The following is a 26,075-nucleotide window of genomic DNA, read 5'->3' as shown; positions in this document are numbered from 1 at the left end:
AGAGAAAAGAAGCAGCAGACAAGGATTAAGAGTATTCTGTATTTGATATATGAAAAAGCTAAAAACAGATAATAAAATTTACAATATTTAGTTCTCAAACTATCAACTATCAACTATCAACTATCAACTATCAACTATCACAATACAAATTCTGCAAACAATCGCTGTGCTGTTTTTTCAAGGTCATCTGATAATCCCGGATGCGGTCTTGAAGTCTGAATAACAGAACTGCGTATAGCAGTTAACCATCGAAAACGCGAAGGGATATCCATTTGAGCAATAGGTCCCCCGTCTTTTGTTCCCCTACCTATTTTTTCAAAAGCCTGTAAGTTCATTTGAAGTTGTTCTATATCCGGATCGTCTGAAAATAGTTTTAGTTTTGCTTCGTCTATTTTATGAATAACCGTTATAAATTTTGCCTGTTTACAGAACAGAATTATTCCGACATTCAAAAACTCTTCACGTTCCACCCTTGGCAAAACGCGAATTACAGCATATTCATATAAGTGTCTGTCTTGCATTTTGAGCTTCTTTTATAAATATTTCTGAATTTGCTATTCGCAATACTAAAAACTGAATGTAAACCTCTCTTAATTCCTGCGGTGTTTCCGCAGTGTCTTCCCATTGTAACCATTCATCAGGAACAAGACCTACAATCTCTCGTATTTTTTCTTCTGTAAGTATAGTTTTGTATTCTATATCCACTTCATCCAGTAATGAAGCCCCGGATAACAGTACATGATCTTTTATAAGCGCAAAAGGACTTTTAGCATGCTGTTTCCAGTTATTCCACGAATGATGAAAGTAAAAAGAAGCACCATGATCGATCAGCCATAATTCTTTATGCCAGATCAGCATATTAGTATTTCTAAAAGTTCGGTCAACATTTGTAATTAGTGCATCCAGCCACACAATTTGTGAAGCACGTTTTTCATCCACTTCCGTTACCACAGGATCAAAAGTAATAGCACCTGATAAAAAATGAATTGCTAAATTTAAACCCTGACTGTTTTGTAACAAATCCTGAATTTCTTCATCCGCTTCCGTACGTCCAAACGCTTCATCCAAATTTGCAAAAACGATTTCCGGTATTCGAAGTCCCAGAGCATGAGCAATTTCACCGCCGATTAATTCCGCGATTAAAGCTTTAACACCATGTCCCGCCCCCTTAAATTTCAATACATATTTAAAGTCATCATCTGCCTCAGCAAGTGCTGGCAGCGAACCTCCTTCACGCAAAGGTGTAATGTAACGCGTTACATTTACAGTTCGAAGACTAAGTTGATTATTCATAGAAGATTTCTTAAAATACAAAACTACGATTATTTTAATTATCGGATTGTTGGATTATTCGATTTTTAGATGGTTAGATTTCTTCGCTCGTTTGCTCTTTCAGGCTTATCTTTGCAAATTTGATTTATCAAATTATTTTTTCGAATAATCTAAAAATCAAACCATCGAATAATCCTCCTAACAAAGATTTTTTCTATCTTAGCCTGAGATTACTATAAATAGCGTTTAAAGAGAAGGAAAATGAAGTTTATCCCACTATTAATTATTATAATCTGTACATCATCAGGTGTATATGCACAAAAAGAGTTTCATAATAAAACGATCGCGATTCCGTCTCGTTTTGATGCTAATATAAAAGCAAAACCGAATATGACTCCGGTATATAATCCGTTTGCACCACCCGTTATTCCGCCACTGGAAATCAATGCGCCTACAGTATTTGATCTGAATCCAAAACAATCGAATACCATCAAAATAGGAGAGTCCAATTTACCGAATATGTCTCCAAAAGAAGGTTTTGCTAATCCTGGAGATGTATATGAACGAAAAGTGAATAAAGGAGGTTATAAAGGAGGAGACGGAGGAGATTATACACAGTTCAAGAAAAATCAGTATTTTGGTGAATATAAAACCACATCAGACCATGTAAGATTAATGTACCGTGATTTTGGGGCGATTGATGGGGATCTTATCAAAATATATGTCAATGGAAAAGTTATAAAAACAGATATATTTTTGCTTCAGGATTTTCAGGGGTTTGATTTTCCGTTAGATCCCGGTTTTAATAAATTTGAGATTGAAGCCTTAAATCAGGGAAGTTCCGGACCCAATACAGCAGAGTACAGAGTATATGATGACGAAGGAGTTTTGGTTCCCAGTAAGGAGTGGAATTTAGCTACCGGTTTCAAAGCATCATTTATTATTATTAGAGAAGAAAAATAGCTTATTTAGTTGATAGTTTTTGTGAGAGGTGAAAAGTGAATTTAACCGCAAAGTTCGCAAAGACTTACGCAAGGCTCGCAAAGGGATTTTTTTCGCAAAGATGCAGAGTCGCAAAGGTTCTCTGAATACTGTGACTGAAAACTAAAAACTACCTTACTGAGAACGCATTAACAATTCTTAAATCTCAAAGGTCTGCCCTATATACGGAACAAAGCAGTCAAAACCATACTGTTCCTTTATTTTGATTCGAAGTGCATCAGCAGGTTGGTTTTCACCGTGGACTAAAAATATCTTTTCCGGTTTTTTATCCAGTTCAGATAACCAGTTTAACAGATCTTTTTGATCGCCATGTGCAGACAGTCCCTGTACTTCAATTATTTTTGCTTTTACAGGATAATATTTACCCTGTATTTTGATTTCTTCAGCTCCGTCAAGTAATTTTCTGCCTCTAGTTCCCTCAGCTTGATATCCTACTATAATAACAGTCGTTTTAGGTAAGCCGATATACTGTTTCAGATAAGTCAGTACCCTTCCTCCGGTAATCATTCCGCTTGCCGCAATAACCACTTTCGGGCGGTTGTCATAAACTGTATCCATAGTTTCTTTATAATCACAAACTAAAGTGAACATCTTATTCATTTCAGTACACCCTTCCGGTGATAATTTGTGCCATTTTATATTTCTGGAAAACAGTTCCAGTACGCTCATTCCCATAGGAGTATCCAAAATATAAGGAATATTAGGAATTCTATTTTCTTTTTTAAGTTGCCACAGCAAATACATAACAGATTGTGCCCGTTCTACGGCAAATCCGGGAATAATTACTGTTCCTCCTTCTCTAATAGCAGAGTTAATATAAGTCTCCAATTCTAGTTTAATATCCGTATCCGGATGCAGTTTATCACCATAAGTACTTTCTAAAAAAATATAATTTCCTTTTTTCGGTTTGGTCGGAGGGAACATTAATACATCATTATCCCGACCAATATCACCTGAAAAGACCAGTATTTTGTTTTCTAAAGACAGTTCGATACTACAAGCACCTATGATATGTCCAGCAGTTGTAAACACAGCTGTTATTCCTGTGCCCAGATCAATTAGCTTATCAGGTTGAATTACTTTCAGTAAAGGAAGTACTTTTTCCGCCTGTAAAACGGTATAAAGAGGTTCCGCTATTTCATGTTTTGAATAGCCTTCTTCATTTGCTTTCATGGCTTCTTCTTCCTGGATTTTAGCACTATCCAGAAGCACTAGTTTCGTTATTTCTTTCGTTGGAAGTGTACAGTAAATGTTTCCTGTAAACCCCTCATTTACCAATTTGGGTAGCCAGCCGCAATGATCCAGATGTCCATGTGTTAACAGAACAAAATCAATTGAAGAGGGTAAAACAGGGAGCGGATCCCAGTTGCGTTCCCGTAAAGGTTTTAGTCCCTGAAACAATCCACAATCAATTAAGATACGGATACCATTACTTTCAACCAAAGTTTTTGAACCGGTTACTGTTCCGGCTGCACCAAGAAATTCTATTTTCATATCTTTTATAAATTACATAATTCAGTTACTTCTTTCAGAACATTTTTTATGCGATTCGGACTAAGTCCGATTTTTGTCAGATCATCAGAATTATGGAGTAATTCCTTTATCATAATATAATTTAAAAGCAATAGTTTTTCTTTTTCTGCCATAGATAAAGTAGTTAAACAAGTAACAGGATACAGATGATATAGGTCAATTTTAGTTTTCAGATTATTTCCCGGAGGATAATCCCAGCTCAGTAAATTAATCCCAGAGCAGTTTGCAAACGCAGTAGCATCCGCGGTAAAACGATTATTGGTAACAATCCAGCAATCTGTAATATGATCTTTTGTTGAAAAAATAGTATGCGTTTTTTCTTTTAAATCATTAAATCGGGATAATATATACAGAGGTACTTTTACATCAGAGTTGGCTTCCCTGCTATTATGAAATTTACATTCAATTATTCCAATACGGTCGTTTTTTTTGATAGCAATATCAATCTCATGAGAAATACATTTTCCCTGTAAAGTCAGGTTGGTTTTTGTTTCATATTTTTCTGCAAAAAATAGTTCAGCGATATACTTTTCAAAAATAAAACCAGCTGGACCGAGCAGTTGTATTGCAGTTCGCAGATTGTATCGTGCAGCATGAGAAGCAGCTGTTTTCTTTAATAATCCAAAAGCCAGTTTATAAATTTTTTTAGTCGAAATTCCATTATAGATTTCTTTTTCAATGGTCTGGATAACCGCGTCTGCCACAGAAGAAGAAGCACCAGATTTTAATAAGGATTGTCTGAGCTTGTTTTTATCGAAATCGACAATCTCTCCTGATTGTTTTATAATTTTCATGATCTTGTAAATTAGAATGTAACTGGAAGAATCAGAAAATAACCAGTAATAAAGATACGGAAAAGGAGAATTACTTTTAAGAACCTGTTTCAATTTTATCTAATTCTTTTTCAAGAATAATTTCTCGCTATATTCTGATCGTATTATTTCTAACTAAGAGATTATTTTTTTAGAGGTATTATTAGATTAGTTAGCTTGTTTTAATTTATAATAATGAATTAAAACAATTAAATATTCGTTTTTTTTAGAAAAAAATTGTAGTTTAGGTATTTTAATTTTTTAAAGTAAAGAAAAATGATAATTTATGAATGATATACAATTAAATAGTTATTTTACATTAATATTAGCTTCCGTGGTTCTGTTTATAGGAACTTTTTTGACAAAAAAAATAAATTTTCTTAAGAAATTTAATATTCCCGTGCCGGTGGCCGGTGGTTTAGTTGTAGCGTTTATTATAACAGGTTTATATTATACCTCTAATATTACCATCTCTATTGAAACTTCATTACAGGAAGCCATGATGCTTATGTTTTTTGCTTCGATAGGTTTAGGTGCCGATTTTTCAAAGTTAAGAGAAGGCGGGAAACCATTTCTTTTATTAACGATGGTGGTAGCGGTTTTTATTTTGTTACAGGATATAGTAGGAGTAGGTTTAGCCTCATTGTTCGGATTAGATCCTATGCTGGGACTAGTTGCGGGATCCATAACATTAACCGGAGGACACGGAACAGCTGCAGGATGGGGGCATACATTGGAAAACCTAGGAATAACAGGAGCAACCGGTTTAGGAATTGCCTGTGCAACTTTCGGATTAGTACTGGGCGGATTAATAGGAGGTGGTCTTGCAGAAAAACTCATTAAATCCAAACAATTAAAGCCTTCAGAACGACAAACAGATACTCCACTTACTGATGTTGCTTTTGAACATCGCGAAACACCCAGACTTATTACAGTAGATTCAACATTAGAAGCAATTGCCATGTTTGCTGTTTGTATTGGTTTTGCCTATTTTGTAAGTCACTTTATATTGGCTAATTATCCTGATTTTCCCGTTAAAATCCCTAATTTTGTCTGGGCTTTGGGGTGTGGTGTAATCGTTCGGAACATCCTTTTCTATAGCTTTAAAGTATCTATATTTGATAGATGTATAGATGTTATCGGTAATGTATCGTTATCGCTTTTTCTTGCTATGGCTTTAGTCTCTTTAAAGTTGTGGGAATTAGTCGATCTGGCTCTTCCTATTATTGTTATTCTTAGTATACAAACAATCATTATGGTTTTATATGCAGCATTTGTTACTTTTCGTGTATTAGGGAAAGATTATGACGCTGCTGTTATTGCTGCAGGGCACTGTGGATTTGGTATGGGAGCAACACCTACTGCTGTGGCTAATATGCAGGCGGTAACGATGAAACACGGAAATTCTCAAAAGGCTTTTTTAATCGTTCCGTTAGTGGGTGCTTTTTTTGTAGATTTGGTAAACGCAGCTGTTATCTCAGGATTTGTATCGTTTTTGTCGAAGTGATCTCAGAATGGAATTTTTAATACTGTTAATTGAAAAGGTTGTCTTTTTGACTACTTCTTTAGAAATAAACAGATTCTTTGTCCCATTCTTTCAGAAGCCCGAGATTCATTATTTTATCTTCAAATGCCTTCGAATATTTGTAATTGTTTCGTTTTAATTCTTTAAGATATCTTTCAAGTATATAATCTGTCTTTGTATAAGGATATTTACCTTTAAGACCCTTTATTTCGTCCAGAACCCAATCTTCTATTTTATTGGTAAGATGATTAAAGGTAGGAGTATTATCATAGGTACAAAATAAAATCAGTTGCATATATATTCCATATTGAGCAATAACCTTTTCAGTATGTATAGATTGAGGACATCTGTCCAGAAATCTTTCCCAGTTAATACATCTTGTCAATAAAGCATCTAAGGATACGGTAAGACCGGCATTAGAAGAAATAAGAGTATTATGATCCGCCCATATTTTCATAAACTGCTCTGTTTCTGTTGTAACATAAGGCCGGAACAATTCATAATAATAATAGGTTTTTATTTTCAACTCCGTATACCCTTCGCTAATATATTTCGGTTCAAGACCTATTTCTTCCAATAAGCTGAAAATTTCGTCATCCTGATTTTTATCACCAGAAGCAGAATATACTTCGGACCAGCGTTTTAAAATAGGAAACATAATGGAATCCAGTTTCATAAACTCTACGGTCTGATCAAAGCGAAAGTTATCCGCTAGATAAATGGAGTCAGCTTCTTCGAGTGTTGCATTTCTGAGATTTCTGAGCAGGTTATTTCGCATTTCTTCTGCCTTAGACAAATACGATTTTAATAATTTCAGATCAATGTTTTCTTTTTCGGTATCATATTGTTTTTCTGTGATAGAGGGAATATTGTCTGCTATTATTTCTGCAGAATCCGGTTTGGTCTGGTATTGTTCTTTTTTAGAATTACAACTAAAACCAATCAGCATTATGCCGATACCTAAAATATATTTCATTAAAAATAGACTATAATATAAAGAGGAGTAAAGATATTAAATGATTTCGGGTATAAAAAATGAACATAGCATCAGAGGGCTAATTTTTTGATAAGATATTCTTTCAGGATAATGGCATGGTTATAAATTTCATCTTTTGCTCCATATACTAAAGTAACATTTCCTTCTACTAAAAGAGATTTTAGTGTTTCCAGAAAGATTTCCAGAGTCGGATTATGATCCAGTTCTGCAATATATTCTTCTTTGAACCAGTTGAATTTTTCAGGAATATGCCCAAATGCTTTTCGGATGGCTGTAGTAGGAGTAATATCTTTTTCCCATAAATCGATTTTTGCTTTTTCTTTAGCCAGACCTCTGGGCCAGATTCGATCGACCAGTATACGATATCCGTCTTCCGGAGTGGGTGAGAGATAGGCTCTTTTTATTTGTAGCATAAAATTGGACAGTAGATGATTTTATATAAAAAACAAGTTCTTAAAATATTTTCCTTAGTAAGTTATGAACTTATTTGTATATTTTAGTGCAAGTTATACTAGTATTTATAAAATAACAGAAAAATATGGATTTAAAGAATATAATAAAGAACTTTATTTATAAAGCTATGTTCTATTTAGTTTCTTTTATCATACCAATAGCTATTCAATCGTGTAGCGGCGATAATAATGAGTTAGGGATAAAGGGAAAGGAAATACGTTTATATGTATCTCCAACGGGCAACGATAGCAATAGTGGATATGAGATAGAATCACCTTTGAAGACAATACAAAAAGCCATTGATATGGCAGAACCTGACGTTGTTATTTACCTCTTAGATGGTGAATATAATGAACGGGTATTTATCAAAAAATCTGGTGAACCAGGAAAGCCTATTACTCTTTCTGCATATAATGGGCATACTCCGATTCTGAATGGCAAAAATATAGAATTGAAAGGTTCACCAGATAATAGTTTGCTTTATTTAGATGGAGTACACCATTTTGTGGTCAATGGTATAACATTGAAAAATTCTAAAGCCAGTGGGATATATGCAGCAAATAACTCTTCCAATTTAGTTATTGAAAACTCTACTATTTCTAATTGTTTAGCACCTGGAATATGTGTGGGAGCAGATAATATTGTTGGAAGTGAAAATATTATAGTAAAAAATAATGTAGTTGACAATTGTGCTCAAAAATATAGAGAGGCCATATCGTTACGTGGTGTAAATAACTTTGAAATTGCTTTTAATAAAGTCATAAATATAATAAAGGAAGGTATTGATGCAAAGTCCGGTTGCACAAATGGAATTATACATCATAATGAAATAACTAATGTTCAGGCTGTTGGCATATATATCGATGGAGGGTATGCCAATACCCGTCCACAGCATAATATAAAAGTTTACCAGAATATTGTGTACAACTCCAAAATGGGAATAACAATTGCTTCAGAAGAAGGAAATAATTGCTCAGAAATATCCATCTTTAATAACATTGTTTACGATATGCCTGAATATAAAAGTCTTGGCGGTGCAGGTATTAAAGTAGCATTTGACCTGAGGGCGGATGGTAAGGATATGAACGGAGACTTAAATAACATCTATATTATAAATAATACTGTATATAATAAAAAACAACAAGGTATCTACATCAATACTCCTCATATTGAAAATATTATAATCCGCAACAACATATCTGTAGATAACTTAAGACAAATAGAATTAAGAGAATCCGTTGATGCCTCGAAAGTCATAATAGAAAATAACCTAATTTATGGTGCTTGCTGGTATAAAGGAATGAATTTTGTAGAAGCAGATCCATTATTTGAAAATTTGAGCAAGTTCAATTTCAAATTAACAAAGGATTCTCCAGCAATAGACAAAGGGATATCTACTGGCGCTCCTAATTTTGATTTTATTGGCAATAAGCGCCCATGGGGTAAAGGCATTGATATTGGTGCTTATGAATATATAATCGTTCCAGATTAGGTTGACAGATCACTGATGTTACAGATTTAGTTTTGCTCAGTTCGGCTAAAGCCGTGATCTCACTCATATAAACACAATACATACCTCTAATTCATTTTCCAATTTAACATAATTTCTTGCTGAACTAAAATAATAATCTTCTGCATTACTGACGATTTTTTCTTTCACAGGATTTTCCATATGGATAATAAGCCAAGAGGATATTCAGTAAACATAAGAAATAAAAATTAGTAAATATATATAATTAAAGTTTTTTTTGTTAAAATTGTTTTGTTTTAAATATGGATATATGGTGTTTAAAGTGCTTATTATCAATTTGTTTACGTTGTTGTTGGTGTTATTTTAAAAACTAATATTTTAAAAAGTTTATTTATAATTAATTAATTTTTTAGTTTATTCGATTATGTTTCATTACTTTTAGTTTTAATTAACATATCAATAACATAATATTAAGAATTATGATAAAAAAATTATTAACTGCATGTATAGCAATATTACCATTGTTATCTTGCGAAAGATCAGAGTTAGATAGCACAGAATATTCAGTTGAACCGAAGTCTGTAGAAGAAAGTCATGTTTGTACAGAATTATTTTTAAATAATCAGGAAGATCCTTTAAATCCTGTTCCCAAAGGCGCTTTGTTGACAAGTAAAAAATGGAAAGCAGGGCAAACTATTACCGTTAAATTTTTAAATGGAGATTCTTTCTTACAGGGTAAAGTGAAAAAATACGCTGCTGAATGGCAAAGACATGCTAATATAAAATTTCAATTTGTAGCCTCTAATCAGAATGCAGATATCAGAGTTGCCTTTAAATGGGGAGGGGATACAGGTTCCTGGTCCTATATTGGTATAGACTGTCAGCATTCATCTATAGCTAAAAATGCACCTACAATGAATTTTGGATGGTTTAGCGGATCAACAGCAGAGAATGAATTCAGCAGAACGATTCTTCATGAATTTGGACACGCATTAGGTCTTGTTCATGAACAACAACATCCTACTAATTCTATTTCGTGGAATAAACCAGTGGTTTATGCTTATTATGCAAAGTCAGGATGGAGTAAAAGTGATGTAGACAGAAGTGTTTTTCAAAAATACAGTACGACACAAACGAATTACAGCGGTTATGACAGAAATTCTATTATGCATTACCCAATTTCTAAAGAATGGACTACGAATGGATATAGTGTAGGATGGAATACCGTTTTGTCTTCTACAGATAGAAGCTTTATAACCAGAATATATCCTTTTCAGGCAAATACGAAAGGTTTTTATCGTTATAATATAAATGCTCAGCATTTCTATACTTCAAATTATAATGAACTGGGAAATAAGTATTTTGAACAGGTAATGGGACGTGTATTTTCAACACAGGTCAGTAATACATTCCCTATATATAGATATTATAATCCTCAGACAAAAGACAGGCTTTCTACTTTAAATTATAATGAATTAAAAGGAGGGATAGCAGGCTGGAATTATGAAGGCATTACAGGATATGCCTATAAAACGCAACAGCCGAATACAGTACCTGTATATCGCTATTTTAAAGCAGCAGAACCAAGAGATCATTTTTATACATTAAGTAATACAGAAGTAGCCGGAGGCAAGTATGGTTATAAATTTGAGCAGATTGCTTTTTACATTTTAAAAAACTAATTCTTTTCTTTTAGTTCTGAAAAAAGAAGCAAAAACTTTAAGCAGTAGTAAATGTTAGTTTACTACTGCTTTTTTAATTTAATTCCATTTTCTCAGCCTTTTTAAAGAATTCGGTCTATGAATTTGTAGTAGATTTATAAAGGTAGTCTTTTATTTAACTATCAACTATCAACTATCAATTGTAAATTATCAACTAATTCTTACTTTCCGATACAAAAATTAGCAAAAATATTCCCTAGCAGTTCATCATTTGTAACCTGTCCCGTAATTTCTCCAAAGTAATATAGTGCCTGACGAATATCAATAGCCATTAAATCACTTGGAAGATTCGTTTCCAGTCCATGATTGACTTTTTGTATTTCTTCCAGAGCTTTTAACAGAGAATCATAGTGGCGGGTATTCGTAATAATCGTTTCATTATTACGCAATGCTCCGGTATTGACAAAAGAAAGTAATTGATTTTTTAAATCTTCGATACCGATGTTTTCTTTAGCAGAGATCATTTTAAGAATTACATTCAACCGTTCGAGTTGTTTTTTGATTTCGGTAACCTCCTTATCCGTTAATAATTCGATTTTATTGATTACAACTACTAAAGGCTTTAGCGGAAATTGATTTTTGATTTTCTCAATTTCAACAATATGTTCCGTACTTTGTACTTTAAACTTTAAACTATCAAACAAATAAAGAACAACCTGAGCCTGAGCAATTTTTTCAAATGTTTTTTTGATACCGATACTTTCCACAACATCCTGCGTTTCACGAATTCCGGCTGTATCAATAAATCGGAAGCCAATACCACCAATCACTAGTTCATCCTCAATTGTATCACGTGTAGTTCCTGCAATATCCGAAACAATAGCACGTTCCTCATTTAATAAAGCATTCAGTAAAGTAGATTTTCCTACATTTGGTTCCCCTACAATAGCCACAGGAATACCATTTTTAATCACATTACCAACAGCAAAAGAATCAATTAGTCGTTTTAAAACAAACTCAATACGATTTAGCAAAGCATAAAACTGAGTTCTGTCTGCAAACTCCACATCCTCTTCAGAAAAATCTAGTTCCAGTTCAATCAGAGAAGCAAAATTTAGTAATTCCTCACGTAACTGAGCAATCTCGTTGGAGAATCCACCGCGCATCTGCTGCATCGCAATCTGATGAGAAGCCTCATTATCACTTGAAATCAGATCCGCCACCGCTTCTGCCTGTGACAGGTCCAATTTTCCATTTAAGAATGCACGCAGTGTAAATTCTCCGGCATTTGCCATTCGGCAGCCTTTTCGCAGTAAAAGCTGAATAATTTGTTGTTGTATATAAGTAGAACCATGACAGGAAATCTCAATCGTATTTTCTCCCGTGTAGGAGTGAGGACCTTTAAAAACAGAAACCAGTACTTCATCCAGAATTCGGGCTTCATCCATAATATGCCCCAGATGGATCGTGTGTGATTTTTGCTGTTTCAGGTCTTTATCTTTAACCGACTGAAAAACAGTTGCTCCAATAGTAATCGCATCCTGTCCTGAAATTCGGATTACAGAAATTGCACCCGCACCCGAAGGCGTTGCTAAAGCTACTATTGAATCTTGTGGTATCATTTTTTATTTTTTACAAAAGTACTCACAAACCAGTAAAGTAACAAAGAGAATGAGGTAATTAGGGTATTTAATAATTATAAAGATTCCAGGAAGAAGTATACAGTCTCAGTTCCCAGTATTTAGGAGAACTTTGTGATTCTGCGGTTTTGCGAAATATATATATATAAAGTATACAGTTTACAGTTTCAATTCCCAATATCCGGAAAATCTTTGCGACTCTGTGTCTTTGCGAGAAAACCTCCTTTGCGAACTTTGCGGTTAAATTCACTTTTCACCTCTCACAAAAACTATTAACTATCAATTATAAATTATCAACTATTTTACAGATATTTTGTAACTTTACTTACAATAACTAAAACCGTCAATAATCAATCAAAAAATATAATCCCATGAAAAAAGTACTTTTTCCTACCGATTTTTCAGAAGTATCTAATAATGCTTTTTTATACGCTCTTAAGTTAGCAGATAGTTTCAATGCAGAGCTGGTTATTCTACATGTTTATAATCTGCCTTATATGGATATGGGAGGAGCACCGACTAATCTGTTAGAAGTATACGATACAATAGAATTACAGAGTTTTGAAAATCTAAAAGATCAGATTCCTGTATTACGGGATATTGCCGAAAATAATAATTTGGGACATGTCAAAATGAGTAATATTCTCAGACATGGCGAAGTAGTCTGGACCATTCAGGACATCATCAAAGAAGAAAATATCGATTTTATCGTAATGGGAACAAAAGGAGCTTCCGGATTAAAAGAAACCTTTTTAGGTTCCACAACAGGTTCTATCATTGCCGAAACAAAAGTATTTGTGTTGGGTATACCGGAGAAATGCGAATACAAAACGATAAATAATATTGCCTTTACCACTCGTTTCAGAGAGAAAGATATAGTAGCCTTAAAAAAACTACTCATTATTGCAAAAAATTTTAATGCAAAAGTACGCTGTTTGCACGTGAAGAATTCAAAATCAGATGTAAAAGAAATTACCATTCAGGATTGGAAAATGATATTCAGTAATGAAAATATAGAATTTCATATTATTGAAAGTGAGAATGTAAAAGATGCAATATTGAAGTTCACAGAAACACAAGGAATTGAAATGCTGGCGATACTAAAAGAAAATAGAAGTTTCTTTGAAGAGCTTTTCCATAGAAGTCTGACACAAGCTTTATCTTATCATATTAAAATTCCTATTCTAGCTTTACAAGAAGATAAAAAAGAATAAAAATTAACCGGTTGCTATTTTTTAGTAATTAGATTAAAAGGGATGTTCTGTTTCTGTTAAACTAATCTGCTAAGATTTACGAAATACGATATTTAATAGATGATTTTCCTATAAGGTCTTTTTTTGACTTGGTAGGGTATAATCGGTATACGATTAGATATACGAAGTACGATACCGTTGAGAATAACTATCAATTATCAACTAAAAACTATCAACTATAAAAGTCACTGAGCTGTTAATTACATCTTACTTTTTACAAATAACCTTTTACAGATTAAAATTAATTCAATGCAGATTTATACCCAGCGAAAAGAACAATATACAGCCGACCTGGCACAGATTAAAAAGAAATACAATACAATAAGTCTACTCCGTTTAGCAGTTGCTATAGGTGTTTTAATAAGTGTCTATTACAGAGTTAAAACAGAGCAGAGCAGCTATAGTATTATTGCTGTTGTACTGACCATTGTTTTCGTTGTTTTAATGAAGCAACATTCTAAATTATCCTGGCAAAAGAAACTGAAAACAGCTTTAGTAACTATTAATACTAATGAGATTTCCTATTTAAAGCGGGAGAAAATACCTTTTGAGAACGGAGCCCCCTTTAATGATTTTAATCATCCTTATGCACATGATTTGGATATCTTTGGAGAGCATTCCCTTTTTCAGAATTTAAACAGGACAGAAACCTATATCGGTCAGCAGAAACTGGCGCAACAGTTATTGACCATATTACCCAATGATATTATTTTACAAAACCAAGAAGCCGTTCAGGAATTAGCAGCAGCAATTGACTGGCGACAGGATATTATGGCGTTGGCAAAAGTGAATAAAGATAATGAAGCCCATTATACGACACTGATTAACTGGAGTCAGGCAGACAGTACACCCTTTTCAAAACTGATAAACGGACTTTCTTATATTTTACCTGTTTTATTTTTTTTAAGTATTATAATTAGTCAGATTATTGGAATTTCGCTATTAACAGAAGTAGCCTCCTATCTATTTGTTTTTAATCTTATTATTTTCGGAAATCAATATAAAAAAATTCAGGCTGAAATTCAGAAAGCTACAGATATTCATGGAATTATCAGCCAATATAGTAGGATTGTTCAGCAGATAGAAAAAGCCGAATTCAAAACGACTAAATTAAAGAACCTGCAAAAAGAATTATTGTATAAAAATGAGAATGCCAGTAAACATATTCAGAAATTAGCAGAACTGTTTTCCCGAATGGATACGATAAGTAACATTGTAGTAACTGTTCTGTTTAATGGAACTTTTCTGTTTCATCTTCATACTTTACGTTCCCTTATGAAATGGAAAAAAGAACATGCACAAAATATAAGACAATGGCTGGATATTATTGGCGAAATAGAGTCATTGAACAGTTTAGCAAATTTATCCTATAATAATCCAAAATTTTCTTTTCCCTCACTGAATACAAATTATACTATTCAGTGTAAAAACCTTTCACACCCTTTATTGAATAAAGAAACCAGAGTAGGAAATGATGTTTCATTTCAGCCACAGTCATTTATGATTCTGACCGGTTCCAATATGTCCGGAAAGAGTACCTTTTTAAGAAGCCTGGGGGTTAATATGGTATTAGCAGGAATCGGTTCCGCAATATGTGCCGATAGAGCCGATATTCATCCGTTACCTATTTTAGTATCAATGCGATTGTCCGATTCCTTATCCGATAGCGAATCCTATTTCTTTGCAGAAATAAAGCGTTTAAAGCTGATTATGGATGAACTGGAACATAAGAGAGCTTTCGTATTATTGGATGAAATCCTGAGAGGAACCAATTCAGACGATAAACGAAGCGGAACCATTGAAGTCGTTAAAAAAATGATCCAAAAACAAGTAATTGGCGCTATTGCAACACACGATATAGAAGTTTGTTTAACAACAGACGAATATCCCAATGATTTGATCAATAAATGCTTTGAAGTCGAGATTATTAACAACGAACTAGTATTTGATTATAAACTTCGTGACGGAATCTGTAAAAATAAAAGTGCCACTTTCCTAATGGAAAAAATGGGCGTTATTTAGGGATAGTTGGATAATTTGATTATTGCAAGTCGTTAAAATTATAAAGTAAACAGACCTAACAGGTTTTTTTCAATCTACCGTTTGAACACATTTTTTTGTGTTTTAAGAAGTGTAAATTTTTTATTTGGAGCTTAACTCCTGCTTTTGCTTTTATCTCCCCATTTCATTACGAGAATGTCAGCTTTATTAGACTAAAATCTCCTAACAGGTTTTTTTAACCTGTTAGGTATAATTCTGTTTTACGAAATCTCTGACTTTGAAAATGTGTATATCGGTTTTTGATTTAATACTAATCAATAAAAAAAAGTATAAAAAAAACCGCAATTTCAATAAAGGAATTGCGGTTCTTAAATATAAAAAGGGTTGGTAAATAGCAAATCAGTATTCAAACACAGAAAAACTAAACTGAACAGCTGACTGTTCATAAATAATTTTCTATTTCAATTGAAGTTCTTAATTGTTAAGCATTACCGGCATAACCAGCATAGTAACTGTTTCACCATCTTCCAGTCCGTCAACAGGTGTCAGAATCCCGGCACGATTAGGTAAAGACATTTCCAGCATGATATCATCAGACTGTAAATTAGTCAGCATCTCTGTTAAGAAACGAGAGTTAAAACCTATTTGCATATCGTCCCCCTGATAGTCACAAGTTAAACGTTCTTCCGCTTTATTAGAGTAATCAATATCCTCAGCAGATATGTTTAATTCTGTACCTGCTACTTTTAAACGAACCTGATGCGTTGTTTTGTTAGAGAAAATTGCGACACGGCGAACAGAGCTCAGAAACTGAGAACGGTCGATCATTAATTTATTTGGATTTTCTTTAGGGATTACTGCTTCATAGTTAGGATATTTCCCGTCTATTAGACGACAAGTCAGGATATAATTATCAAACGAAAATGTAGCATTTGAATCATTATATTCAATTTTTACTTCAGCATCAGATGCACCAAGGATACTTTTTAATATTGTTAAAGGTTTCTTTGGCATAATAAAATCGGCTACCTGAGACGCTTTCACATCCGTACGGGCATATTTTACTAATTTATGAGCATCAGTAGCGACAAAGATGAGTCCCTCCGGAGAGAACTGGAAAAACACACCGGACATTACCGGACGCAGATCATCATTACCCGCAGCAAAAATAGTTTTGCTTACAGCCGTAGCTAATACATCCGCAGGAACAATTGTACTGGATGGATCCTCTAGGTTTACAGATTTTGGAAATTCTTCTCCCAGAGCGTAAGCTAAAGCATATTTACCCGAGTTAGAGCTAATTTCTATAGTACTGTTTTCTTCAACAGTAAAAGTCAAAGGTTGTTCAGGAAAAGTTTTTAGTGTTTCCAGCAGTAGTTTTGCAGGAATAGCTACACTTCCCTGGCTTGTAGAATCTATTTCTAAAGTAGCAGACATGGTAGTCTCCAGATCAGAAGCAGAAACAGTAAGCATATTCTGGTCTAATTCAAACAAAAAATTATCCAGAATAGGTAAGGTATTACTGCTGTTGATAACACTACCCAGCACTTGTAATTGTTTTAATAAATAGGAACTTGATACTATAAACTTCATCTTCAGTTATTTTTTTTAATCGGAGTAAAATTCAATATAAATTTTATACTTCTACAAATATATCGTAAACTTATAAAATTACACAAGAATTTTATTAACATTAATGGCTAAAACGTTTTTTTCTTATATAAGTGAACAAAACACCGAAAATTAATACTATAATTAATGGTAATCCTACAGTTATAAATTGTATTGTCGTATAATCCCTGTATACCCTTTCTTTGTCTAATATTGGTAAATTGATCTTTTTGCTTCGAATGTTGATAAGACCATTATCATCAAGGAGATAGTTAATGGAATTTAGTAAGAATTCTTTATTAGCATACAGTTTATTGGTCCATTTATCATATCCCAGTTCAATAGGCTGATTGTTATTATCCAGTTGGTTTTTAATAATATCACCATCTGATATTACGATCATTTTATTATCTGTACCCTTATCTTTAAAATTAAGGTCTTTAAAAGGAAGCACACGGTTTTGAAAAGCAGACTGAAAAGCCCCCTCTAATAATACTGCAACAGGAATATTTCCACTATTAATAAATTCTTCAGGTCCCGGTCGTTCTGTAACCATTTTTAAGGAAACCTCAACAGGTGTTCCAATCACTCTGGAGTAAGGAGAAGAACTTAACAGTATCGTTTTATGGATACTATTTTTTAAAGTATCAATAGCGTTGACAAACTCAAATCGTAAACCATCTAAATTATTTACAATAGAGTGTTTTCCGTTTGGATAAATAAGAGGAGAATAGAACCAGGCATACTGATCACGTTGTGTCTGGCTGCCCTGAGCTCCAGTTTCAAGGATAATAGGAGTAGCCATTATATCTTTAATGATATTATGATTAATTCTAACACCATATTTAAAGAACATATCATTCAGATTCAGATCTCTCGGATAAGCAAGAGTAGAACCCGTTTCGTTGTATAAACTGTCCATTTCAATTGCTACAGCATCAATCATCCAGATTGTTTTACCACCATTAATAATATATTGATCTAAGACCTGCTTTTCTTCATCTGAAAATCGTTCCGTTGGTTTAGCGATAAGAGCCAGGTCATATTCCTGTAATTGTTGTAATGTTTTTACAGGATTTTTAGCAACAGAATCCAGAGTAAAAGGAGCAATAAAATAATTTTCACGTACCTGTTTCAACAGATCACCTAAATATCTGTCTTCTAACTCTCCATTTCCCTTAATTACAGCGATCTTTTTTTCTTTATTTTTGATAACAGTATTAAAAGCATCCGAAAAAGCATATTCTAAATTTTGCACAGAATTAATTACTTTTTCTTCAGTAGTAGCACCCATCATATTTTTTAACAGAGGAATCTTAGCACTCTTATCATTATAAGTAGCAATAGCCCATGGGAAAACTAATTCCTGAGTCTGCTTTCCTTTATGATCTAAAGTCATATTAATAGGCGTTAAACCTCTTTCATAGAAAGATTGCAGTATAGCATTACTATCCTCCTCATTTTCTAGCGGATTAACGAACTGAAATACGATATTTTTATTGTAAGCTTTAAATTCTTCCAGTATCTGACGAGTTTCTGTCTGTAATCTTTTAAATTCAGCAGGGAAATTACCTTCTAAGAAAACATCAATATACAAAGGACTGTCAATTTCCTTAATGATCTGAAGAGAAGTTTTCGAAAGCGTATATCTTTTATCCTGAGTTAAGTCAAAACGTTTAAAAAACTGACTTCCTGCAAGGTTAACTATAATAAGACCTAAAATAGTAAAGACAAGGCTTTTTATGCTTTTTTGTTTGTTTGTTGCTGTCATTACCATTTTAAAGATTTTAGTTTAAATACTGTAAATGCTAAAAACAGAGTTGTTATACTGACAAAGTAAAGAATATCTCTTGTATCAAGAACTCCGCGACTCATACTTTTAAAATGATAGTTCATCCCCAGTTCAGAAACAAAACTATCCAAAGTACCCAATACCCTATATTGAGAAAGACCTTCAAATCCAAAATAGAAAAAGAAACATAAAAATACAGCAATAATAAAAGCGACAATCTGATTATCAGAAAGAGTAGAAGTAAAAATTCCAATAGCAGAATAAGCAGCAATAAGAAACAGTAATCCGAAGTAAGATCCTATAGTACCGCCTATGTCAATATTTCCCTGAGGTAATCCAAAGTCAGAAACAATTTTGATATAAATGAAAGTAGGGATAATAGCAATTATAATTAATACCAATGCGCCCAGAAATTTACCATTTACAATTTGCCATATACTCAGAGGTTTTGTTAAAAGAAGTTCTAATGTACCCTGTTTTTTCTCATCAGAAAACGAACGCATAGTTACCGCCGGAATAAGAAAAATCAGTATCCATGGCGATATCGTAAAGAAAGGACTCAGGTCAGCAAATCCACTATTCAGGATATTAAAGTCCCCTTCAAATACCCATAAAAACAAGCCATTAAGCAGTAAAAAAATGGCAATAACCAAATAACCTATCGGAGAGCCAAAAAAAGATTTTATTTCTCGTAATAATATTGCTTTCATTTATAATTGATTCTATTTCAATAATTAATACAAACTTAGTCTTTTCTTAAAAAAGATTCAGATAAATTTATCCTAAAGAAACAAGTTTATCAACACTCCAGGCTTCAGGCTTATCATTAAATAATTCTTTTGTAAAAGTCCATACTTCTTTAAACAGCTCAGAACGTCTGTAGTTCTCAAGATCAGTTTCATTATCCCAGTAACTATACGTAAAAAAGATTGATTTATTGTTTTTGTCCTGATATAACTCAAGGAAATTGTTGCCCGGAAAATTCCTTATTTTTTCTTTATTCCTATTAAAGTTCTCCAGAAAAACCGGAATATATTTCTGATGAAAACTCATTTTTACAATTCGTGTCAGCATAATTTTATATTTTAGTTCAATGTTCAAAGTCTGAAAGTCTAATGTTAGCAGAGCTGTAAATGAGCCTTAGTTGTTGGTTTTTCTTACTGTAAATTTAGAACTTAATACTGTATTTTGAATTGCTCTGCTAACTTTAAACCTTAAACTTTAAACAAAATTCACCTAATTTTTCATCGAAAATTAATAGTAATTACATCTCTATAATATAATCCCAATAAACTGGAGGCGCTTCCAACAGTTTCGGGGTTACTTCTGAAAATAGCAATTTCAAGAAATCCGGCCTCATTAAAAAGAGCCAGCTTTTCCCCTTCATAACTTTTCAAAGGATATTTGTCAGATATAGCTATAGAAGAATAGTTCGGAAGAATAGTTTTTAATCGATTGGATTTAAATATAACTTCATATTCCCGTCCCTTACTTATTTCAAGGAATAGTTTTTTAGAAATATTACTGACTACATTACCAAAATGGTCAATATATACGATATAACCTTTAATAGAATCCCCTTTGTCATTAACAACCGGCTGTAATTCCGTAATATCTTTAATCTTCGTAATTTCTTTTCCAATAACGTTTAGCAGACCTCCTTTAGCAATATGACAGGCTACCGTAACAAATACATCCATGTCCGTAGTACCCGAAAGACGATCGTGAATAGTAATAGAAACGATCTTCTGAGGTATTATTTTAGAAGTCAACATACTTAAAATACCATTATCAGCACAAATAAAGTACTGATCGTTCCACTGCATAGCAATATGTTGGTTTTCAGAATTGCGCTCCGCATCGACACCAATTAGATGAACAGTACCTTTTGGAAAGTTGGCATAAGAAGCCGCTATAACATAGCTCGCCTCTGCAATATTAAAAGCGCTGATGTTATGAGAAATATCAATAATTTTGGCTTCCGGGAATTCAGAAACTATTTTTCCCTTCAAAGAACCAACAAAGTGGTCTTTCAGTCCAAAATCGGTAGTAAGGGTAATTATTGACATAAAATTGTTCATAAATAAAGGGTACAAATACCCTAATTTTTTAGTATGTTTGTTATGCAAAGCTAATAATTATTAACCTATTTTTTTTTAATTAAATTCAACAGACTTTGAACGAAAGAACTATCGAACTCGTAGACATCACTCCAAAGGAATTTTGGGGCGCTCAAGATTCTCATCTTGAATTAATTAAAAGTTTGTATCCCAAAATAAAAATTATTGCCAGAGGCACTATACTAAAAGCCTATGGGGAAAAAGAAGTTTTGGACGAATTTGAAAAGAGATTTCATCGTTTAATGTTACATTTTACACGATATAATAATATCGATGAAAATGTAATCGAAAGAGTAATTCAGGGAGATTCTCATGATGACCAGAAAGTAGACGGTCATGATAAGATTTTAGTGCATGGTGTAGGAGGTAAGCTAATCAAAGCAATGACCCCTAACCAGCAGTTATTAGTTGAGTCTACATTTAAAAACGATATGGTTTTTGCAGTAGGTCCAGCAGGGACAGGGAAAACCTATACAGGTGTAGCATTAGCAGTAAAAGCACTAAAAGAAAAGCAGGTAAAACGTATTATTCTGACACGTCCGGCAGTTGAAGCAGGAGAGAATTTAGGTTTCCTTCCCGGAGACATGAAAGATAAGCTTGATCCTTATATGCAGCCGTTATATGATGCTTTGCGAGATATGTTACCACACGAAAAACTAGAAGAATATATTTTAAAAGGAGTTATTCAAATAGCACCATTAGCTTTTATGCGTGGTAGAACATTAGATAATGCTTTTGTGATTTTAGATGAAGCACAGAATACAACCCATTCACAGATGAAAATGTTTCTGACACGTATGGGTAAAAATGCGAAGTTTATTATTACAGGAGATCCCGGACAAGTAGATTTACCAAGACGTAGTATTTCAGGATTAAAAGAAGCTTTGCTGATTCTTAAAGACGTAGACGGAGTAGGAATTATCTACTTAGACGATAAAGATATTGTTCGTCATAGACTTGTGAAGAAAATTATTGACGCTTATAAGAGTATCGAAAACAATGATTAAAGGTCAGTATCAGTATTCACTTTAAAAATTAATAATGTCTAATAATGACTAAAAAATAGAAAGAAAAGACACTTTTATAGTGTCTTTTTTAATTAAATTTGCCTATCAAAAATAACAACACAACAACCATAATGAGTAACACAATTACATCCACCAATTTTAATTTTCCCGGTCAGAAATCAGTATACAAAGGAAAAGTAAGGGAAGTATATAACATCGATGATGAATTATTGGTAATGATTGCCACAGACAGATTATCTGCCTTTGATGTAGTAATGCCAAAAGGAATTCCTTACAAAGGGCAGATACTGAATCAGATTGCTACTAAATTTATGAATCTGACACAGGATATTGTGCCTAATTGGCTGATTGCCACACCGGATCCGAATGTTGCTGTTGGTCATCTATGCGTTCCTTTCAAAGTAGAAATGGTTATAAGAGGGTATCTTTCAGGTCATGCAGCACGTGAATACGCATTAGGTAAAAGATTGCTTTGCGGTGTAACATTACCCGAAGGATTAAAAGAAAACGATAAATTTCCGGAACCTATTATAACACCTTCCACAAAAGCAGATAATGGAGAACATGACGAAGATATTTCACGTGAAGATATTTTAGCCAAAGGTATTGTTTCAGAAGCAGATTATCTTGTTCTGGAAAAGTATACCAGAGCTTTGTTTCAGAGAGGAACAGAAATTGCAGCAAGTCGTGGATTGATTCTGGTAGATACAAAATACGAGTTCGGAAAAACAAAAGAAGGTAAAATTGTACTGATTGATGAGATTCATACACCCGATTCCTCTCGTTATTTCTATGCAGAAGGTTATCAGGAAAGACAGGATAATAATGAAACACAAAAACAATTATCAAAAGAATTTGTGAGACAATGGTTAATAGCAAATAATTTTCAGGGAAAAGAAGGACAACAGATTCCCGATATGACCGATGAATATATTAAAACAGTTTCAGAAAGATATATAGAACTATACGATAATATCTCAGGAGAAGAATTTGTAAAAGCAGATATTTCTAATATTGATAAGCGTATAGAAGAAAACGTCAATGCATTTTTAAAAAACAAATAAACAGATTTAGTATTAAAAAATAAGAATTAGAATTTTATTCCAAAAACCCGTCTAAATAGGCGGGCTTTTCTATTTTAAATATTATTTCGTTGATTTACAGTATGTTAATTTAATGTTATTATTTCTTTTGTACTGTAACAAAAGAAAACATATGTGGTCTATTATAGTAATAATCAACCGCATATTAATTTAAAATTAATCATCATGAAAAAGTCAATCGTTTATTTAGGTTTAGCTTTAGTAGCTTTTATGAATGTTGCTATGGCTTCAAATGTGAATTATTCAGCACCAAGAGTTACTAACCCTCTTTGCATTGCTATTAGTAGAGGAGATGTTGAAGTTGCAAAAAAAATTATTGAATATGGAGCAGATGTTAACCAGACAGAAGATGGAAAAACACCCTTAATGTATGCTGCACGTTATAATAATGTAGAAATAGTGAAACTATTAATTGAAAAAGGAGCTAATCTAAAAGCAAAAGATGAAAAAGGGAATACAGCCTTAAAATATGCTGAAATGTCAAAAGCGAATGAAGCTGCTGAAGTATTAAGAGAAGCAATGAAAAAATAAAAGCTACAAAATTAAAAAGTCCCATGATACAATGGGACTTTTTTATATACCGTATTTTCAGAAGAAAATTTTATTTGAAATAAGAAAAAGTATCTTCATTTTCAATTTTCAATAATGTTTCATAAATTAACTGTATCACATGTTCCACATCCTGTTTATGTACCATTTCAACAGTAGTGTGCATATAACGCAACGGAAGAGAAATTAAAGCAGAAGCTACTCCGCCGTTACTGTAAGCAAAAGCATCAGTATCTGTTCCAGTTACCCTTGAAGAAGCTAATCTCTGGAAAGGAATTTTGTTTTTTTCCGCAGTAGTAATAATTAGCTCTCTTAAATTGTTCTGTACAGCAGGAGCATAAGTAATAACAGGACCTTTTCCGATTTGTGTTTCACCCTCAATTTTCTTTTCGATCATTGGAGTAGTAGAATCATGACAAACATCCGTAACAATAGCAACATTAGGTTTAATTGTCTTCGTTATCATTTCAGCACCACGTAGTCCCACCTCTTCCTGAACAGAATTAGTAATATACAGACCAAAAGGTAATTTCTTTTTGTTTTCATGTAATAGACGAGCCACTTCAGCAATCATAAATCCACCCATTCTGTTGTCAATAGCGCGACATACAAATTTATTATCGTTCAGAATCATAAATTCATCAGGATAAGTAATTACACAACCCACATGAACCCCCAGTTTTTCAACAGCCTCTTTATTTTCACATCCAATATCAATAAATAGATTATCAATCTTTGGAGTTTCCTCCTTACCTCTGTTTCTTGTATGTATTGCAGGCCATCCAAATACACCTTTAACAATTCCTTTTTTAGTATGAATATTCACACGCTTAGAAGGAGCGATCTGATGGTCAGAACCACCGTTTCTGATAACATATATTAAACCATCTTCCGTAATATAGTTTACATACCATGAAATTTCGTCAGCATGTCCCTCAATCACAACCTTATATTTTGCATCAGGATTAATTACACCGACAGCAGTTCCGTAAGTATCAGTAATGAATGTATCAACATACGGTTTTAAATACTCCATCCATAATTTCTGACCTTCAGACTCAAATCCTGTCGGAGAAGCATTATTTAAGTATTTTTCTAAAAAAGAAACAGAAGATTCCTTTAATATTGATTTTGTGCTCATAAAATAAAATTTTTAGCTAAATTAGAAATTTGAAATGACAGTTATCCATAATAAAGCATAATTTTGCCAAACAAATAATTTTTAAATGAATTTATTGAAGTATATTTTTCTTATTCTGTTTTTTTCAGTAGCAGTTAATGCTCAGGTGATCAAAAATGAAAGCCGGGAAGCCCTAACGCCTCCGGATACCACTATATTTTTAAGTGAACTGGTAATATCCAAAAGAGCACTTACAGCAGAAGAGCAGGAGAGAATAAAATATCTGACGCTTCAGAGAAGGATATTTAAAACCTATCCTTATGCTAAAGCTGCTTCAGAGCGATTAGATGTTTTGTATAAAAATTTAGAAATGCTCAAAACAGAAAGAGAAAAAAGAAAGTATATTAAAATAGTAGAACAATATATAGAGGGAGAATTCAAACCACAGTTAAAAAAGTTATCTCGTAAAGACGGTCAGATTCTTGTAAAACTGATGTATCGTCAGACAGGAGTCACTACTTTCGATCTCGTTAAAAACCTTAAAAGCGGTTGGAAAGCATTTTGGTCTAATAATACCGCACGATTATTCGATATTAATCTTAAAACAGAATATGCCCCTTTTACAGTCAGTGAAGATTATATGATGGAGATGATTTTATTAAAAGCTTTTCACGAAGGAAGGTTAGTACAACAAAAGCCAGTACATGAAATAGATCATCTTACCTTAATTGCTATTTGGGAGAAACGAATTAAAGAAACGAAGTCCAAAGAAAAATAATAGTTTTACTATACAATGATATAATAGGAGAGAGGGAATTATTTGTTAGATAGTTTTCTCCTCAATCCATTTTATAGATATTCCTCATTATTTTTCTTGTTCTATATAAAATAGGAGCTTAAAAGGTTTTTTATAAGCAGGAACCAGTTTTATGTTTACTATTATAGATAAAAGAACATTTGTTTTCTTTTCTTTAGATTCGCAATTTGGAGAAGGATATAGGATACGGCTACGTTTATATGAATATTTCAAGTTTTTTATCGTATAAGTATTTGTATTTGTGTCTTTTAAAAAAAAGAACAAAAATAGTTTAAAAAAAGTCTTGCGCAAGTGAAAAAAGGTGTTAGATTTGCA

The 26,075-nt window shown here is 33.1% G+C and carries 23 protein-coding genes; 10 read left to right on the top strand and 13 right to left on the bottom strand.

Features of this window, described 5'->3' with window-relative positions:
* Positions 1 to 137: 137 nt before the first annotated feature.
* Both AC4FQX_RS00115 and AC4FQX_RS00110 read right to left on the bottom strand, forming a co-directional pair.
* Positions 138 to 521 (bottom strand): DUF3037 domain-containing protein, encoded by a 384-nt coding sequence (locus AC4FQX_RS00115; RefSeq protein ID WP_491165625.1) that lies wholly within the window; start codon positions 519 to 521, stop codon positions 138 to 140.
* Positions 499 to 1,293 (bottom strand): HipA family kinase, encoded by a 795-nt coding sequence (locus AC4FQX_RS00110; RefSeq protein ID WP_491165624.1) that lies wholly within the window; start codon positions 1,291 to 1,293, stop codon positions 499 to 501. Before AC4FQX_RS00110 ends, AC4FQX_RS00115 begins: the two co-directional genes overlap by 23 nt.
* A gap of 240 nt (positions 1,294 to 1,533) precedes the next feature.
* Here AC4FQX_RS00110 and AC4FQX_RS00105 point away from each other — a divergent pair, with 240 nt between their 5' ends.
* Entirely contained in the window at positions 1,534 to 2,235 is a 702-nt protein-coding gene (locus AC4FQX_RS00105; RefSeq protein WP_491165623.1) for a hypothetical protein, read from the top strand.
* Between the two features lie 177 nt (positions 2,236 to 2,412).
* Here the strand turns inward: AC4FQX_RS00105 and AC4FQX_RS00100 are convergent, their stop codons facing one another.
* Positions 2,413 to 3,768 (bottom strand): MBL fold metallo-hydrolase RNA specificity domain-containing protein, encoded by a 1,356-nt coding sequence (locus tag AC4FQX_RS00100; RefSeq protein ID WP_491165622.1) that lies wholly within the window; start codon positions 3,766 to 3,768, stop codon positions 2,413 to 2,415.
* 5 nt (positions 3,769 to 3,773) lie between these two features.
* On the bottom strand, positions 3,774 to 4,601 hold the full coding sequence (locus tag AC4FQX_RS00095; RefSeq protein WP_491165621.1) for an ATP cone domain-containing protein: 828 nt from the start codon (positions 4,599 to 4,601) through the stop codon (positions 3,774 to 3,776).
* Positions 4,602 to 4,905: 304 nt separating this feature from the next.
* On the opposite strand from AC4FQX_RS00095, the gene gltS reads away from it, so the two are divergent.
* On the top strand, positions 4,906 to 6,126 hold the full coding sequence (gene gltS, locus AC4FQX_RS00090; RefSeq protein ID WP_491165620.1) for a sodium/glutamate symporter: 1,221 nt from the start codon (positions 4,906 to 4,908) through the stop codon (positions 6,124 to 6,126).
* Between the two features lie 58 nt (positions 6,127 to 6,184).
* On the opposite strand, the gene AC4FQX_RS00085 is transcribed toward gltS, so the two are convergent.
* Both AC4FQX_RS00085 and AC4FQX_RS00080 read right to left on the bottom strand, forming a co-directional pair.
* A complete protein-coding gene (locus tag AC4FQX_RS00085; protein WP_491165619.1) occupies positions 6,185 to 7,120 on the bottom strand; it encodes a hypothetical protein in 936 nt (311 codons plus the stop codon).
* 71 nt (positions 7,121 to 7,191) lie between these two features.
* Entirely contained in the window at positions 7,192 to 7,554 is a 363-nt protein-coding gene (locus tag AC4FQX_RS00080; protein WP_491165618.1) for a DUF488 domain-containing protein, read from the bottom strand.
* 125 nt (positions 7,555 to 7,679) lie between these two features.
* Here AC4FQX_RS00080 and AC4FQX_RS00075 point away from each other — a divergent pair, with 125 nt between their 5' ends.
* Both AC4FQX_RS00075 and AC4FQX_RS00070 read left to right on the top strand, forming a co-directional pair.
* The gene (locus AC4FQX_RS00075; RefSeq protein ID WP_491165617.1) at positions 7,680 to 9,086 is read left to right on the top strand and encodes a right-handed parallel beta-helix repeat-containing protein; all 1,407 of its coding nucleotides are present in this window, start codon (positions 7,680 to 7,682) and stop codon (positions 9,084 to 9,086) included.
* Between the two features lie 458 nt (positions 9,087 to 9,544).
* On the top strand, positions 9,545 to 10,747 hold the full coding sequence (locus AC4FQX_RS00070; RefSeq protein WP_491165616.1) for a hypothetical protein: 1,203 nt from the start codon (positions 9,545 to 9,547) through the stop codon (positions 10,745 to 10,747).
* A gap of 200 nt (positions 10,748 to 10,947) precedes the next feature.
* On the opposite strand, the gene mnmE is transcribed toward AC4FQX_RS00070, so the two are convergent.
* A complete protein-coding gene (mnmE, locus tag AC4FQX_RS00065; protein WP_491165615.1) occupies positions 10,948 to 12,348 on the bottom strand; it encodes a tRNA uridine-5-carboxymethylaminomethyl(34) synthesis GTPase MnmE in 1,401 nt (466 codons plus the stop codon).
* Between the two features lie 389 nt (positions 12,349 to 12,737).
* Here mnmE and AC4FQX_RS00060 point away from each other — a divergent pair, with 389 nt between their 5' ends.
* Together AC4FQX_RS00060 and AC4FQX_RS00055 are read left to right on the top strand one after the other, a co-directional pair.
* Entirely contained in the window at positions 12,738 to 13,580 is an 843-nt protein-coding gene (locus tag AC4FQX_RS00060; RefSeq protein ID WP_491165614.1) for a universal stress protein, read from the top strand.
* Between the two features lie 288 nt (positions 13,581 to 13,868).
* Positions 13,869 to 15,641 carry a MutS-related protein gene (locus tag AC4FQX_RS00055; protein WP_491165613.1) on the top strand — a complete coding sequence of 591 codons (1,773 nt, stop codon included), beginning with the start codon at positions 13,869 to 13,871 and terminating at the stop codon, positions 15,639 to 15,641.
* Between the two features lie 453 nt (positions 15,642 to 16,094).
* On the opposite strand, the gene dnaN is transcribed toward AC4FQX_RS00055, so the two are convergent.
* The 5 genes from dnaN to AC4FQX_RS00030 all read right to left on the bottom strand — a co-directional run bounded on the left by dnaN (position 16,095) and on the right by AC4FQX_RS00030 (position 21,092).
* Entirely contained in the window at positions 16,095 to 17,213 is a 1,119-nt protein-coding gene (gene dnaN, locus AC4FQX_RS00050; protein ID WP_491165612.1) for a DNA polymerase III subunit beta, read from the bottom strand.
* Between the two features lie 100 nt (positions 17,214 to 17,313).
* Complete coding sequence (gene gldG, locus AC4FQX_RS00045; RefSeq protein WP_491166297.1) at positions 17,314 to 19,002, bottom strand: gliding motility-associated ABC transporter substrate-binding protein GldG; 1,689 nt, start codon at positions 19,000 to 19,002, stop codon at positions 17,314 to 17,316.
* On the bottom strand, positions 19,002 to 19,733 hold the full coding sequence (gldF, locus tag AC4FQX_RS00040; RefSeq protein ID WP_491165611.1) for a gliding motility-associated ABC transporter permease subunit GldF: 732 nt from the start codon (positions 19,731 to 19,733) through the stop codon (positions 19,002 to 19,004). Before gldF ends, gldG begins: the two co-directional genes overlap by 1 nt.
* A gap of 67 nt (positions 19,734 to 19,800) precedes the next feature.
* Positions 19,801 to 20,097, bottom strand: coding sequence for a putative quinol monooxygenase (locus AC4FQX_RS00035; protein WP_491165610.1), 297 nt, complete (start codon positions 20,095 to 20,097; stop codon positions 19,801 to 19,803).
* A gap of 170 nt (positions 20,098 to 20,267) precedes the next feature.
* The gene (locus AC4FQX_RS00030; RefSeq protein ID WP_491165609.1) at positions 20,268 to 21,092 is read right to left on the bottom strand and encodes an SAM hydrolase/SAM-dependent halogenase family protein; all 825 of its coding nucleotides are present in this window, start codon (positions 21,090 to 21,092) and stop codon (positions 20,268 to 20,270) included.
* 107 nt (positions 21,093 to 21,199) lie between these two features.
* Between AC4FQX_RS00030 and AC4FQX_RS00025 the strand changes: the two genes are divergently transcribed.
* The 3 genes from AC4FQX_RS00025 (at position 21,200) to AC4FQX_RS00015 (ending at position 23,805) form a co-directional block, all read left to right on the top strand.
* The gene (locus AC4FQX_RS00025) at positions 21,200 to 22,150 is read left to right on the top strand and encodes a PhoH family protein (protein ID WP_491165608.1); all 951 of its coding nucleotides are present in this window, start codon (positions 21,200 to 21,202) and stop codon (positions 22,148 to 22,150) included.
* Between the two features lie 131 nt (positions 22,151 to 22,281).
* Complete coding sequence (locus AC4FQX_RS00020) at positions 22,282 to 23,235, top strand: phosphoribosylaminoimidazolesuccinocarboxamide synthase (RefSeq protein ID WP_491165607.1); 954 nt, start codon at positions 22,282 to 22,284, stop codon at positions 23,233 to 23,235.
* A 204-nt stretch (positions 23,236 to 23,439) separates the two neighbouring features.
* Complete coding sequence (locus tag AC4FQX_RS00015; protein ID WP_491165606.1) at positions 23,440 to 23,805, top strand: ankyrin repeat domain-containing protein; 366 nt, start codon at positions 23,440 to 23,442, stop codon at positions 23,803 to 23,805.
* Between the two features lie 70 nt (positions 23,806 to 23,875).
* On the opposite strand, the gene AC4FQX_RS00010 is transcribed toward AC4FQX_RS00015, so the two are convergent.
* Positions 23,876 to 24,964 carry a M42 family metallopeptidase gene (locus AC4FQX_RS00010; protein WP_491165605.1) on the bottom strand — a complete coding sequence of 363 codons (1,089 nt, stop codon included), beginning with the start codon at positions 24,962 to 24,964 and terminating at the stop codon, positions 23,876 to 23,878.
* Positions 24,965 to 25,049: 85 nt separating this feature from the next.
* Here AC4FQX_RS00010 and AC4FQX_RS00005 point away from each other — a divergent pair, with 85 nt between their 5' ends.
* Positions 25,050 to 25,721 (top strand): DUF4294 domain-containing protein, encoded by a 672-nt coding sequence (locus AC4FQX_RS00005; protein WP_491165604.1) that lies wholly within the window; start codon positions 25,050 to 25,052, stop codon positions 25,719 to 25,721.
* Positions 25,722 to 26,075 lie beyond the last annotated feature (354 nt).

The organism is Flavobacterium sp. AK-301, from assembly GCF_058310215.1.
The sequence above is the reverse complement of the archived record's forward strand: the minus strand, read 5'-3'. Positions and strand labels throughout refer to the sequence as shown.